General features: G+C 41.7%; 7 protein-coding genes and 1 riboswitch. Of the genes, 3 read left to right on the top strand and 4 right to left on the bottom strand.

The features are described from left to right. Window positions 1-404 precede the first annotated feature (404 nt). From ACYVHJ_RS15620 to ACYVHJ_RS15610, 3 genes are all read left to right on the top strand, one after another. Window positions 405-3836: a SusC/RagA family TonB-linked outer membrane protein gene (locus tag ACYVHJ_RS15620; RefSeq protein WP_460516399.1), complete on the top strand. Its 3432-nt coding sequence runs from the start codon at window positions 405-407 to the stop codon at window positions 3834-3836. 32 nt (window positions 3837-3868) lie between these two features. After that, on the top strand, window positions 3869-5527 hold the full coding sequence (locus ACYVHJ_RS15615; RefSeq protein WP_460516396.1) for a SusD/RagB family nutrient-binding outer membrane lipoprotein: 1659 nt from the start codon (window positions 3869-3871) through the stop codon (window positions 5525-5527). A gap of 119 nt (window positions 5528-5646) precedes the next feature. Then, window positions 5647-6723, top strand: a complete 1077-nt coding sequence (locus ACYVHJ_RS15610) for a DUF6340 family protein (RefSeq protein WP_460516393.1) — start codon at window positions 5647-5649, stop codon at window positions 6721-6723. A gap of 53 nt (window positions 6724-6776) precedes the next feature. On the opposite strand, the gene metE is transcribed toward ACYVHJ_RS15610, so the two are convergent. The 4 genes from metE to ACYVHJ_RS15590 form a co-directional block, all read right to left on the bottom strand. Next, a complete protein-coding gene (gene metE, locus ACYVHJ_RS15605) occupies window positions 6777-9104 on the bottom strand; it encodes a 5-methyltetrahydropteroyltriglutamate--homocysteine S-methyltransferase (RefSeq protein ID WP_460516390.1) in 2328 nt (775 codons plus the stop codon). Between the two features lie 183 nt (window positions 9105-9287). Further along, window positions 9288-9479: riboswitch (cobalamin riboswitch) on the bottom strand. A 95-nt stretch (window positions 9480-9574) separates the two neighbouring features. Continuing rightward, window positions 9575-10639, bottom strand: a complete 1065-nt coding sequence (locus ACYVHJ_RS15600; protein ID WP_460516387.1) for an NHL repeat-containing protein — start codon at window positions 10637-10639, stop codon at window positions 9575-9577. A gap of 9 nt (window positions 10640-10648) precedes the next feature. Beyond that, window positions 10649-12112: a DUF1501 domain-containing protein gene (locus tag ACYVHJ_RS15595; RefSeq protein WP_460516384.1), complete on the bottom strand. Its 1464-nt coding sequence runs from the start codon at window positions 12110-12112 to the stop codon at window positions 10649-10651. A 5-nt stretch (window positions 12113-12117) separates the two neighbouring features. After that, window positions 12118-15381 carry a DUF1553 domain-containing protein gene (locus ACYVHJ_RS15590; RefSeq protein ID WP_460516381.1) on the bottom strand — a complete coding sequence of 1088 codons (3264 nt, stop codon included), beginning with the start codon at window positions 15379-15381 and terminating at the stop codon, window positions 12118-12120. Window positions 15382-15394: the final 13 nt, after the last annotated feature.

Raw genomic sequence — 15394 nt, 5'->3', positions numbered from 1 at the left:
TAAATTTGAGTTAATTTTTTGGGCAATTTAAGAGTAAATTCCCCTGCACTTTTCTTAGATCAATTTAAGCTTCAGCAAATACTTCGCTATTTATCGGCTCATGCAGATGTGGTGTTCATTTTTAAGTGAGTGTAAATTAAAGTTTTATGCTGATGGTCTTGAGGCTGTTAATGATTTTAGGCTTTAATTGAATTAAATTTGGTAAACCCGGATAATGCTTGAAGGATGTCAGAATAAATAATCAGTTAATAATCTTATAACAAAATAGAAATATGTAATTGTGTTTAGCATATTGCTTGACCTTTTGATATGAAGTTTAATTGCCAATATATATTAGGTTTGAGTAGTATGTTTTGCAGTATTTTAGTATAATTAAAAAAAAGCATAAACTATAAAAATAATTTATGGTGAAGAGGTTTACTAAATTCAATAACTGGTATCATTTAATTATACTGTGTTTCCTGATAGGATCCATGGTTCCAGATGCGTTGGCCCAAAGCAGAAGGGTCACAGGTAAGGTCACCTCCACGGGAGATGGCCTAGGAATTCCCGGAGTAAATGTATTGCTTCAGGGAGGTCAGACAGGCACAGCCACAGATGTCAATGGAGAGTACTCCATAACTGTGCCCGACAACAATTCGGTATTGGTTTTTTCCTTCATTGGTTTTGAACCGGTAAATGAAGTGGTAGGTAATCGATCTGTAATCAATGTTTCACTTTCAGAAGACGCTTCTGAAATGAATGAAGTGGTAGTCACTGCTCTCGGAATAAAGAGGGAGGAAATTTCTTTAGGTTATTCCATCGAACGTGTGGAAGGAGAAGAAATGACCAGAGTGGCGCAAGAAAGCTTCCTGAATGCCATGGCCGGTAAGGTGGCCGGTGCTACCATCAGTACAACCGGCGGTACGGGTTCTTCCGTAAGCATGGTTATTAGAGGAGCCACTTCGCTGAGTACTGATAACCAGCCATTATTTGTAGTGGATGGTGTCCCGATTGCCAATACGCTAAATAATGTCTCGTCGGTTGGCTCTGAAAACAGGGTCGATTATGGAAACGCGATTTCGGGGCTTAACCCTGATGATATTGCAGATATATCTATACTGAAAGGACCAAGTGCCGCAGCTCTTTATGGGTCCAGAGCAGGAAATGGAGTGGTACTTATTACCACCAAAGGAGGTAATGTAGACCGATTAACAGTCAATGTAAGTACCAATACTGTTTTTGATGTGCCTTATAAATTTCTTAAATGGCACAGTAAATTTGGTGCAGGACAGTATTCTGCGATTCCTGTAGATGTTAGTGGTAATCCATTGACCAATCCTTTTGGCAGCTTGGTTCAAGAAAACGTAAATGCTGCCTTTGGGGCAGAGTTGGACAAAGGCTATGAGCAGGTGCAATGGAACAGCCCCTTGGATGAAAATGGAAACCCCATAGCGATGCCTTTGGTTTCCTACCCTAACAATGCACAAAATTTTGTACAAACAGGTATTACCTCTTCCAATAGTTTTTCAATTGCCAACAGCAATGATGCCATGAACTATAGGATCTCTTATTCCAATATGCGAAATAAAGGTATTATACCCAATTCAGACTTGTTCAGGAATACCTTGAATATTAATTCCAATATTAAGGTAAATGATAAGTTGAATATCAGTACCAATATTGATGTTAGCCGAAACAATTCCAATAATAGACCTGCGGGAGAACGTGGAACCAACCCTTTACAGTGGGCTTATGAAACCTCTCCACATGTTAATATTCTGGATCTGGAGGATTATTGGCTTCCGGGACAAGAGGGATTGGAACAAAAAACCATGGATGCGGCGTATGATGTGAGATCGACAAATAATCCATATTTCCTTGCCTATGAAGTGAACAATAGCTTTAAAAGAGACAGGGTTTTTGGAAATGTAAAAGCGGATTGGCAGATTTCTCCATCCTTGAACTTCTTTGCCCGGTATTCCTTGGACTTATACAATGAAACCAGAGAAAGTAAAATAGGCAGGAGTTACAGTCAGGAACCGGAAGGTGCCTATGGTATTACAGAGCTTCATGGCCTGGAGACCAACGCAGATTTCCTACTAACTTATAATAAGGATATTAATGATTTTGGTATTACCCTTTCGGGTGGTGGAAACATTAGGTATCAAAATGGTAGTAACTTATTTGCAGGAACCAAGTCCGGCGTAGGCCTGATCACCCCTGGCGTGTTTACACTAAGCAATATTGCTCCTGCCAATATTGAATATGGCAATAGTAGTTTTGAAAGAGGGATCCATAGTATTTATGGATTGGCTAACTTCTCTTATAAGGATATGCTTTACTTGGATCTGACAGCCAGAAATGACTGGTCGAGCACTTTGCCGGATGCAGACCCATACTTCTACCCATCTGCTGCTTTAAGTGTATTGGTCAGTGAAATGCTGGAATTACCTGAGCCTTTCAGTTTGGTAAAATTGAGAGGTGGCTATGCATCAGTAGGGAATGATGCCAACCCTTATCAGCTATTGGGGACCCTGTATAATGCAGGTGCATGGGGTGATATACCTAGACTTTCCTTACGAAGTGGTTTGCTGAACCCTACCTTAAAACCTGAGATTGCCACGTCTTATGAGGGTGGAATTGATTTGAATTTTTTTAATGATCGGTTAAGGTTTAGCGGAACTTACTATAAAGTACAGAATGAAAATCAAATTCTGGGTATTGATTTACCGCCATCCACAGGTTATACATCAAAAAGAATCAATGCAGGCTTGTTACAAAGTGAAGGTGTAGAGTTGACGCTTGGATCCGATATTATCCGAAATAACAATTGGGACTGGTCAGTCAATCTGAATCTTACCCGTAACAGGACCAAAATTATTGAACTGGCTGATAATATGCCCTATTACACCTTATGGGAAGATGCCAGAGGTGGCTCATGGACCTATGTGGGAGAAGAGATTGGGGATATTTATGATGCTGAGGTGGTAACTGTTAAAGATCCGGAATCACCCTATTTTGGTTATCCGATTTTGGATCAAACCGGCAAATGGCAAAGCATAGATGCGGTAAGTTCAAGAAATAAAATAGGTAATTTCAATCCGGATTTTGTATTGGGTATGCAAACTTCATTGTCTTACAAGAACTTTCATTTGAACTTGACCTTTGATTGGAGAAGTGGAGGTGACTTTGTGTCCCAAACTTACCGATTCGGTGAGGAGCATGGCAGGTCATCAGTATTCTTGGATAAGCTGATCAATCCGGGAGAATTGGAAGGAGAAGCATTGAAGAATTATCTTGTCGACAACAAGGAATCCATGGTTTTGATCAATGGCAACAATTTCCCACTAGTAGGGGGGCCGACTCCTGAATATGGCAGTTATCCATTCACTTATGGACCATTTACTTTACCGCATGGGGGAGTTTTCATACCGGGAGTGTATGCCACAGAATTTGATGACAATGGCAACCCTACCGCATATGCCGAAAACCTAGGTGAAAATATTGGCGAGCCGGGAGGAACTTTAACCTTGCCTTATGCAGGAAGTACCGCCTGGAGTTTTGCTAGGGCATTCTTATATGATGCATCTTTTGTGAAATTAAGAGAGGTTTCTTTTGGTTATGATGTGCCAAAAACTTTTGCCAATTCCCTAAAAATGCAAAACCTTAGTTTTTCTGTTTACAGCCGAAATATTATTCTCTGGACAGCAGCAAAAATTAACATTGATCCGGAAATGGCCTTTCAACCATCTTCAGGCACGCAAGCAGGGACTCAATTCAAGCAAGGGATAGAACGATGGAATGTGATGCCATGGGTGATGCCAATTGGGTTTAAAATAAATGCTACTTTTTAATTGTTAGTTTTCAACTGATAAACGAAATTACTATGATTATCAAAAATAAATTAATTTTCGGTTGGGCGCTTTTATTGCTGTGTACATTTTCCTGTAAGGAAGATCTCATAGAGATGAATATTAACCCAAACGGTGCGAGTCCTGAATCGGCCAATCCCAACCTAGTGCTCTCAACTGTGCTGACAGAGGCAGGTAAGTCTGTTCTTAACCTTGGCTATCAGAATATAGCAGGTGTAATGCAGCATACACAAAAAGATGGCTGGTCGGGTTCCCATAATTCCTATGATTGGAATCGGAGCAACAGTTGGTCAGGATATTATGCTATTCTAAGGAATAATCAATTCGTATACGAAAGGGCTGTAGAACTGGATCAAGAACTTCATCAAGGAGTCACTTTGGTGATTCGAGGAATGATGTTTGGACTGATCACAGACCTGTGGGGAGATGCTCCTTATACAGAAGCGCTAAAAGGTGCCGAAGGTACTCCTGAGGGTACTTTTCCTGTATATGACACCCAGGAATCCATTTATCGAGGCATTCTGGATGAATTAGAAATGGCAAATCAATTGTTGTCCAAACCTCAATCTGCTTACAATAGCTCCGTAGAAAGCGCAGACGTATATTTTAATGGAGACCCAAGCAAATGGCAAAAAATGGCCAATTCGCTCCGACTTAGATTTTATATGAGATTGTCAGAGAAGTTGCCTGATTTTGCTAAGCAAGGAATTGAAACTATACTGGCGGATCCGGCGACCTATCCTATTATTACCAGTGCCGGGGATGATGCTGATATGTCTTTTAATACCGAGAGTGAAGCAAGTAGCTGGCCTAATAATACCAAATTTGATGTGGATGCGAGTAATTATAGGCGATTAAAAATGTGCGAAACACTGGTTGAAGCCATGCGGGCAAAAAATGACCCTAGACTTGGGGTTTGGGCCAATCCTGTTGAAATCCCTTTGGTGGTGGATGCAAGTTTGCCTGAAGGAACTGATGTAATACAAGATGGAAAAAGATACCTTTCTCCGGATGTGTTGGAAACCAGAAATGTTGCCTTAGAAGACATCAGTCAAAACCAGGATTATGTAGGGATACCTCCCGGGATAGCAGGGGCACAAGTTTATAACCTAAGTCCGGATGCCAACCAAGCATCATTTAATCCACATGTTTCATGGTTGAATGACCGGTATAGAGAACCAAATGGACCATTGTTAAAAGCCAGACTAATTACTGCTGCCGAAGTTAATTTCATTTTGGCTGAAGCAGCATTGAAAGGTTGGGCTGTTGGAGGAACCGCTGAAGACTATTACAATAATGCAATCCAAGCCTCTTTTACCACTTGGGGCTTATCTGATCAAGCGGAAGCTTATCTTCAACAAGAAAATGTAATGTTTGATGGTACGGTAAAACAAATAATTGAGCAAAAATGGATTGCTTCCTGGACAGCCGCTGCTGAGTCTTGGTTTGATTACCGAAGAACAGGCTATCCTGAATTGGAGGCCGGGCCTTTTACCATAAGAGCTGCGATACCTGTTCGTTTTTATTATATGGTAGAAGAGCGCAATTTAAATGGAGCCAATTCAGAAGCAGCCATGAGTCGCTTGGAGACGACCAACTTTTCGGAGGTGGATGGTGCCAATAGTGCATGGTCAAAACCTTGGGTCATTCAAGGTACCGGCAAACCATGGTAAATAATGAATACAATTTTTCAGGAAAAAGGATTTTTCGAAAGAAAAGTCCTTTTTTTGCTTAAGGTTGGGCATTAGATTTGCTTATTCGCCTTAAATTGCAAAATAACCGCTCTTGCCTTATGAAGTTTCTACATTTAAATCCACCCCAAAGCATATCTATTATTTTCACTCTGCTAGTGATGGTTTCATGTACTAAAAATGTATCATTGACTAGGTTGATGCCTGCAGAAATTAATGTGCCAAACCATATTCAGCGTTTACTCATTGTGGATAGGACCAAACCTGAAAGCCAAGGGGTGGCCATTATCGAAGGAATTCTTACAGGTGAAATGCCCTTTGAAGTGAAGAATGCTATAGATGGAACCTTGGCTTCAGTGCAGCAAGAGTTAAGCACCTCCCCTAGGTATAAAATTGTAAGGGCTAATGAGCGGTTGACAGGCGGTTTATTTTCGCAGACATTCCCCAAACCCCTGGATCGTGAAATGGTGCGGGCTCTTTGTAGGCGTTACCAGACAGATGCTGTATTGACTTTGGAGAAATTCAGTTCTGATTTTGTCCTAACAGATAAAAAGATCACGATAAAAAAGAAAATAGGCAAAGAGGAAGAGGCCCGCACCATAGAAGTTCCCGGGATTTTGGTGGAAGGGGTGGCTACTGTACAGGTAGGGTTTAGGTTGTATGATCCTGAGAGTGGGTCAATTTTGGATCAGGATGATCTGGTGAAAAATAACCTTTGGTCTGCCGAGGCTGAGACCAAGACACAGGCAATGGCCTTGCTTATAGAAAAAGCTCAGGCTACCAGGTATGTTGGACAGATGGCAGGTGCAGCCTATGTCCGAAGAATTGCGCCCATGTACCTTGATATAAACCGTACTTTCTATGCTAAATCAAAGAAAAGCACCTCCTTAGAAAAAGGCGCACGCTATGCAGAGGTAGATAAATGGGGGAATGCCATCCAAAGTTGGGAAGAGGGCTTATCGCTTCCTGCTGACGAAAAAACCTATGGTAAGCTGTGTTACAATATTGCTTTGGGGCAAGAAGTGCTTGGCGATTTATTTTTGGCCAAGGAATGGGCAGCGAAAGCTTATACCCAGTATGGATTTAAACCCGGAAGGACCTATGCAGAGGAAATTGAGCGAAGAATGATGGAAGATGAATTGCTTCACCAGCAATTGAGTTCTCCTCAGGAGCAATAAAAGTAAACCCGGATTAGGTGAAATTTGATTACCTAACCCGGATTTAAATTCATTTAAGTTAAATCATTGGAAATTTTCTCTATTTCTCTTAATTCTTTGGCAGCTTCAACCATAAGTTTTAGTGCCTTTTCAGTTTCCTCCCATTGTCTGGTTTTAAGCCCACAATCCGGGTTTACCCAAAGTTTAGCTGTGGGAATTACATCCTGAGCCTTTTTTATCAATTGTACCATTTCCTTTTGGCTAGGTACTCTTGGTGAATGGATGTCATAGACGCCGGGGCCTATTTCATTGGGATACTTAAAATCTGCAAATGCATCCAATAGTTCCATTTGAGACCGAGAACATTCGATGGTAATCACATCTGCATCCATGGCGGCAATGCTCGGCATGATGTCATTGAATTCCGAATAACACATATGGGTGTGAATTTGCGTGGCATCACTTACGCCTGAAGAAGTTAGCCTGAAAGCTTGAGTCGCCCATTTGAGGTAGCTTTTCCATGCTGATTTTCTTAAGGGAAGCCCTTCTCTTATGGCAGGTTCGTCAATTTGTATGATGTTGATTCCTGCATTTTCAAGGTCTTTTACCTCATCTCTAATGGCCAAGGCAATTTGTTTACATGTGGTTGCCCTGTCTTGATCATTTCGTACAAAAGACCATTGCAAGATGGTAACCGGGCCGGTTAACATGCCTTTTACTCGTCTTTTAGTTAAAGATTGAGCATATTTAGACCAGAAAACTGTCATTGGTTTAGGCCGTGAGATGTCTCCATAAATGATCGGTGGTTTTACACAGCGACTGCCGTAACTTTGCACCCAGCCGTACTGACTGAAGGTAAAACCAGCCAGTTGTTCTCCAAAGTATTCCACCATGTCATTTCTCTCATATTCTCCATGTACCAATACATCCAACCCAATCTTTTCCTGTTTACGAATGACTTTTTCAGTAGCTTCTTTTAATAAATTTAGGTAGGTCAACTGGTCAATAAAACCTTTCTTAAATTGAGACCTCCATTTCCTTACCTCTCCTGTTTGTGGAAAAGACCCAATACTGGTGGTAGGTAAAAGGGGTAGTTTAAGAAAATTCTGTTGAAGGATACTTCTGGAGGCATACTTACTCTTCCTTTTGTCGTCTGATGGAGATATGGCATCTACCCTTTGTTTTACAGTTTTATTGTGGATTAAGCCGGAGTTTTTTCGATTAGCAATGGCGGCCTTATTGTCCTCATAGGCCAAGAGCTGATTTTTTTCCGGATTGGGTAAAGAGAGTTCTTGCAATAAAGTAACCTCTTTCAATTTTTGTTTGGCAAAAGCCATCCACCTTTTAATCTCAGGTAATAAGATGTCTTCTTGACGTTCCAGTTCCAAATCATAAGGAACATGCAATAGGGAGCATGAGGGAGCAATCATGATCTTTTCTCGCCCAAGGGTATGGCTGGCTTTTTTGATTGCTTTGAGCGATTTTTCAAAGTCATTTTTCCAAATGTTTCGGCCGTCAACGAAGCCCAAAGAAATGCTCAGATTTTCAGGGATTTGGCTCAATACTTCATCCAGTTGTTCTGGGTTTCTGACCAGATCCAGATGAAGGGCACACACGGGGAGGGACAAGGCCAATGCTGTATTGTCATTTAATCCTTCAAAATAGGTGGCCAGTAAGGTCTTTAGCTTGGGGAACGTTTTTCTGATGGTTTTATAGACCATAAGGAAAGCCTCTTTTTCCTTTGAATTGAGGTCCAAGCCTAATACGGGTTCATCAAATTGAACCCAATCCACTCCATTTTCCTCCAATTCTTTAAGAATCTCCAAATATACCGGAAGGAGTTTATGAATAAGGTCAATTTTTTCAAAACCTTTGGTTTTCTCTTTTCCTAGCCAGAGATAGGTCACCGGACCTATTAGAACCGGCTTGGCTTTGATTCCTAGTTTTTTAGCCTCCTTAAATTCTTCAACCACCTTTGAAGAATGATTACTGAAGCTTTGATCGACTGTAAACTCAGGCACCAGGTAATGGTAATTGGTATCAAACCATTTGGTCATTTCCATGGCGGTGATGTCTAATCCCTCTTTTTGATAGCCTCGAGCCATGGCAAAATAAAGATCCAGAGAGGAAATCTCCTTATTTTTTACAAGGGCTGCATACCTTTCGGGAATGGCTCCTACTGTTAAGGACATGTCCAGCACTTGATCATAAAAAGAGAAATCATTTACAGGGATAAGGTCTATTCCCTGTTCTTGCTGGGTTTTCCAATTTTGAAAACGGATTTGTTTTCCGGCCTCTTCTAATGCTGTACCGGAAATTTTGCCTGACCAATACTGCTCGCAGGCTTTTTTGAGTTCTCGTTTGCTACCAATTCGCGGATAGCCAAGAATGTGCGTTTGCATGTTCTTTTAACTTTTTAATGAATAAAATGAGTTAAAAGCCCTTTGCTTTATTTCAAACGCTTTGTAGAAATGGGAGTGGAGTTGGTTGTAGAAATTGATCAAAAAAGGCACAATTATCCCATGGCAAACAATTGTTTTAGTTGATAATATCCAACCTGACACCAGACTTTAGATCGCGAAAGCGTTGTCAATTCGAAACAGGCAGGTCTCCTGACTTGTAACATTTTTACCTTCCTTCCCATTCTAAAGATTAGAACAGTGGATTTGCTATGGGTAAAAACCTTTGTAGTTACTTACAGTTGCGCGACAGTTCGTGATTCTCACACGATTCCCTATTAATTCACGTTAAGTAAAACCTATTTCGGTTGATAAAGAAATAATAAAAGAACTTATTGCCCCCAAATGTAGGACAGATAAATTACATTTCCTGCAACAATTTCAAAAAGGAGAGGAAAAAGGTAGCTGTAAAATTATACCCGGTGTAATTTATAGGGGTAAACACCATCCGCATTCCATTGGCAAACATAGAGGTTTTTGTCCCTGTCCAAACACACATCATGACAATGTTTGAAGATGGGTTCTTCTTGAAACATCAGTTCAAGTTTACCTTTTTTATAAACAGGTTTGGTGCCTCCGGGATTAGAAACCACTTTGTTGTCTTTGTCTAAAATGGTTACAAAGCCTTTGTTTAAATGCATGTTATAATTGTCTCTTTCCATACCAAAACAGACACCGGAGTATAAATTTTCATCATCCAAAACAGGTCGGCTTATAAATGCACCGGGTAAATAAATGTCTTCCAAGTATTCCCCTTCTAAAGTAAAGCGCTTGAAAGTATTTTTTATTCTTGCAGAGCAAAGTAGGCTCGGATTGCTAGGGTCTCGGTAATCTATGGCCACACCATGTGCCTGTTTAAATTTGTCCGGTTGGAGAAAACTGTCTCCGCCAAATTTGCGAATAAATTGACCTGACTTGTCGAATTGCAAAATAAACTGGGAACCATAACCGTCGGCCACATAAATATCCCCATTGGGGCCTATGGCTGTTTCGGTGGGCCGATAAAAGGCTTGTTCGCTGTAAGCTCCTATTTTGCCCGGATGATCCAATTCCATCAGGATTTTACCGTCCATGGTGCATTTTACTACCTTTCCTAAACCGGTATCGGTGATGAACAAAAATTCTTCACCACCTTCTTTCGAAATCGACAAACCATGGGCACCTGAAAAACCTAAAGTCCAAGTGACCAAAATTTTTCCTGAAGTATCATAAACCAGGACATTGTTTTTCGGATGGTCAGTCAACAGTATCAATCTGTTCTTTCGGTCCAAAACCATTTCGTGGCAGTTATTTACAGGATGGCTGTTGCTGTTGGTTTTGCTCCATTCTCTTTCTATTCTGTATTGGAAATCACCATGGCCCAGCATGTCCTTTTGAAGCTGCGCTGCATATGAATTGATGTTGAAAAGAGGGATTCCGGCAGTAAATACTGCACCACCGGTGATGGATTTTTGGATAAATTTTCTTCGTGAATGCATGAATTGTATTTATGCCAAGAGTTCATTGACTACCTGTCCGTGGACATCCGTTAGTCTGAATCTTCTGCCTTGATGTTTAAAAGTTAATTTTTCATGGTCTATACCCAATAGGTGTAGTAAAGTGGCTTGAAAGTCATGAACATGCACCGGGTTTTCGGCTACATTATAACTGAATTCATCGGTTTCTCCATAGACCATTCCTTTTTTTACTCCAGCCCCTGCCATCCACATGGTAAAGCATCCGGGATGATGGTCCCTGCCATAGTTGGTTGCGGTAAGCCTTCCTTGTGAAAAACTGGTTCTGCCAAACTCTCCTCCCCAAACTACCAAAGTGTCTTCCAGAAGTCCTCTTTGTTTGAGGTCTTGAATCAAACCGGCGGTGGCCTGATCTGTGCTTAATGCCTGGCGCTTGATGCCACTTGGTAAACTACCATGCTGGTCCCAGCCCATATGGTAGAGCTGGATAAATTTAACATCTCGCTCTGCTAGCTTTCTGGCTTGAAGACAATTGGAGGCATAGGTGCCCGGAATTCTAGCATCCTCTCCATAAAGCTCGTAGATATAATCAGGTTCATTACTGGTATCTACAGCCTCCGGAACGGAATTTTGCATTTTATAAGCCATTTCATATTGGCTGATCTTGGACTGAATTTCCGGATCCTGCCATAAATCAAACTGTTGTTCATTCAGTTTACCGATATGATCCAGTGCCCGACGTCGGTCATGGTCATGGACTCCGTGGGGATTATTGAGGTACAAGACCGGGTCTTTTCCAGAGCGAAATTGAATGCCTTGGTGGTGGGAAGGCAAAAAACCATTGCTCCAAGCATTGGAGTTCAATGGTTGAGAACCGGGGCTTTTGGATAGTAAAACCACAAAATTGGGTAAATTCTCATTGTCGCTTCCAAGGCCATAACTCAGCCAAGAGCCGATTGAAGGCCTTCCGCTCAATTGAGAGCCTGTCTGCATAAACATGACGGCAGGTTCATGGTTGATGGCTTCAGTGATCATGGACTTGACAATGCAAAGCTCATCTACCACCTTGGCTGTGTGAGGGAAAATTTCACTTACCCAAGCTCCGGATTGTCCATATTGCTTAAAATCATAAATGGATTTCACCAATGGGAAAGTAGATTGATCTGCCACCATGCCGGAATTTCTTTGGGTGCCCTGAACAGAGGGAGGGATTTCTTTTCCATGCCACTTTTCCAGAGATGGTTTGTAATCAAAAGTTTCAATCTGAGAGGGTCCCCCGGATTGGAAAAGGTATATGACCCGTTTTGCTTTGGCCGGAAAATGGGTTCCTGTGCTAAGTCCTTGTGGTTTGTAAAGACCGGAACTGTCAGGGCTGTCTGCAAAGCCGTATTGGTTACCCATCAGACTAGAAAGTGCCATTGCTCCAAACCCAAGTGAAGTTTTTTTCAAAAAGCCACGTCTGGTTTCTCCAAATTTGTTGTTGTTTCTATCTTTCATGGCGATTATCTAATTGTGTACCCGTCTGTAGTGTTCATGATGCCATTGATGACTGTTGCCAAAGAAGCGACCCTTATCGGGTCCAGTGTGTCGTCTATAGGTTTACTGCCTGTACTTAAGTAAGCCATGGCATCTCCTTTATTTTGAGTAAATCTGTCCTCTTCCTCCTGATAAAATTGTTCAATAATCTCTAACTCATTGGCGTCAGCTTGCCTGCCGGTACTTAACTTAAAGGCCTTGGCAAGTTGCTCTTTGGGTTGGTATTTTTTGATTAATTTTTCTGCTGTCACCCTTGCTGCTTCTACATATTGAGGATCATTTAACAATACCAAAGCTTGTAAAGGTGTGCTTGTTTCTGTCCTTCTTACCTTACATTCTGCCCTGTCACCGACATCAAAAATCATCATAGAAGGTGGGCCGGATGTTCTTTTCCAAATGGTGTAAAGGCTTCTTCTGTAAAGTCCATCTCCGGGCTCCTGTAAGTATTTGTATCTCCAGGATTTGGTACTGATTTCATCCCAAAGGCCTTCCGGCTGATAAGGGTAGGCACTTTCGCTACTCGTATTATGGACGAGCAAACCGCTTATGGCAAGGGCATTGTCCCGCACCATCTCTGCTGTCATCCTAAAACTCGGCCCTCTCGCCAAAAGCAAATTGTCAGGATCTTTCTCTAACAGCTCAGGACTGTATTTGGAAGATTGCTGATAAGTAGCGGACATCACGATTAGCTTATGCATTTTCTTAATGTCCCAACCGGATTCCCGAAATTGTACTGCCAGCCAATCCAGCAGTTCGGGATGTGAAGGCATGCTGCCCTGATTCCCAAAATCATCTGAAGTAACAACAAGCCCTTTTCCAAAATGCATTTGCCAGATTCTATTGATAAAAACCCTTGCGGTCAATGGATTTTTTGGATCGAAAAACCATTTGGCGAGTCCAAGTCGGTTTTTAGGCAATTTTTTATCATAGGGTAGTACCGTTTCAGGAATACCCGGCTCCACTTGGTCTGTAGGTGCATTGTACATCCCTCGGTCTAAAATAAATGTTGGTCTGGGTTCTTCAAGATCTCCCATGACCATTATCTCTTTGATGTCGTTAGTGGTTTTAGCCCTTTCTTTCCTTAAATCTTTTAAGGAATTTTTGAGTTTTTTGGCCTGCTCATTGGAAGCATTGAAAAGGTAATCTGCAATTAATTGTCTTGCTTGGGGATCTTTGTTTTTGGAAATTAAAGCGGTGGCTTTTTCCGGGTTGACCTCATAGAGCACTTCCAATGGACTCAATTCCTGATTGTATATCTTCAATTCATCCAGTCCCCCATTCAAAAAGGTCTTCATTTTGTCTCTAACTCCTAGGACAAAGCCTCTGAAACCGTAGGTGTGAATGTCGGGTTTAAATAAAATGGATTTGTAGATATTGTCAGCAGATACTGTGACAGGAACCTTTTCTCCATTGAGGTAGATGCCAATACCGGCTGCTTTTCCCAGTCCGTCATAGGTGATGCTAAGGTTGGTCCATTCTTTTACCGGTATGGGGTCAACCGTCTTTACCTGTATGGCATTGTCAGGCCAGCTGTAAGCGATAATAAAATTGAGCTTGTTGTCCTCTAGAAATAAGGAGTATCCTTTTAATCCCAAGCGAATATCTTCACAGTGGGTAAACAGTACCGCTTCATTGTAAAGTGTATCCGGAAATACAGACAGACTTACTGAAAATGGGTCGGTTTGGTCAAACCAGCCAAGTTTTTCCGGTAGACTTAAGGTAGTAAAGTCATTGATGAATACGCCTTTGCCCTTGTGGCCTTCTTTGATCACGGGCTCTTTTATCAGAACCGATCCGGATTGTGATGGTTTTCCCGGACTTGTGAAGGTGTTTTTTTTGTCCCCCGGTATTATTTTATCAAAATCATAAGCAGCTACAAGTTTTTTAGACAGGTCTTTATTAACATTTGCTAGAAAGGCAGTAGCATTCGTTGCTTGTTGTGCTGTTTTAAGGGCTCCTTTCTTTAAATCTTCCAGATGCCCTTTTTTGGATTTAATTTGACTGTCTATGTATTCCAGTAGCTTGTCTTGTTCTTCATTTGTAAGCAATAAGGCTGGCCCGGGAACCTGCCCCGGTCCATAAACAGCGGTTCCCAGCTCATTGGTGCTGTTAAAAAAGGCCGAAAGTTGGTAGAATTCTTTTTGACTGATTGGATCGTACTTGTGGTCATGACAACGGGCACATTCCATACTCAGTCCCATTACGGCTTTGCCTACGGTGGAGGTACGATCTGCCACATATTCTGCCCTGTATTCTTCAAAAACGATACCTGCTTCTGAATTCTTTTTATGGAGGCGGTTAAAAGCAGTCGCTAAAATGCTCTCTTGCGTGGGATCCTCAATAAGATCTCCGGCCAATTGCCAGGTGATGAATTGCTCATAGGACATGTTTTTGTTAAAAGCTCGGATGACCCAGTCCCGGTAAGGGCTAAAATCCCTGTGCTTGTCATCCAAGTAACCATCTGAATCTGCATACCGGGCTACATCCATCCAGTCTGCAGCCATGCGTTCCCCATAGGCCGCCGAAGCCAAGAGTCTGTCGACTAATTTCTCATAAGCCTTTGGGTCATCACTTTCAACAAAGGTCTCTATTTCTTCCAAGGAAGGAGGAAGACCTGTCAGGTCAAAACTCACCCTGCGAATTAGGGTTTCTTTGCTGGCCTTATTTGAAGGTATTTGCTTGTGAGTTTTCAACTTGGCGGCTACAAAATGATCAATTTCATTATTGGCCCAGTCTTTATTCTCTAGGTCAGGAACATTAGGTGTTTCAGGAGGGATAAATGACCAATGAGGTTTGTATTTTGCTCCTTGTTCAATCCATTTTGTCAGCGTGGCAATTTCTGCTACACTTAGACTTAAGTTTGATTCTGGTGGAGGCATCATCAGCTCCTTGTCTTCTGTCAGTATGCGGTTGACTACCTCACTTTTGCCTGGCTTACCAGGGACGATGGCAAAATGGCTTGAATTGCTTTTCAGCGCTGCAAAAGCAAACTCTTCCAAGTCAAGTCTTAAATCTGCTTCCTGATTGGCAGCATCGGGACCATGACAAGCAAAGCATTTATCGGAAAGAATAGGTTTAACATGGTAATTGAAATCTATGGCCTCCGGCAAGTCTTCATAGGCTTTTTCAATAGCTTCCGGTCTCTCCCAACCACAGCCAATCAGGAGCGGGAAAAGTAAAATTATAGGAAGGACCTTCTTGTATGTTATATTGGGTATGACTTGTGTCATTTATTGTAAATTA

The organism is Cyclobacterium sediminis (genome assembly GCF_054781075.1).
Note: the sequence above shows the minus strand (reverse complement) of the source record. Positions and strands in the feature narration are given on the sequence as shown.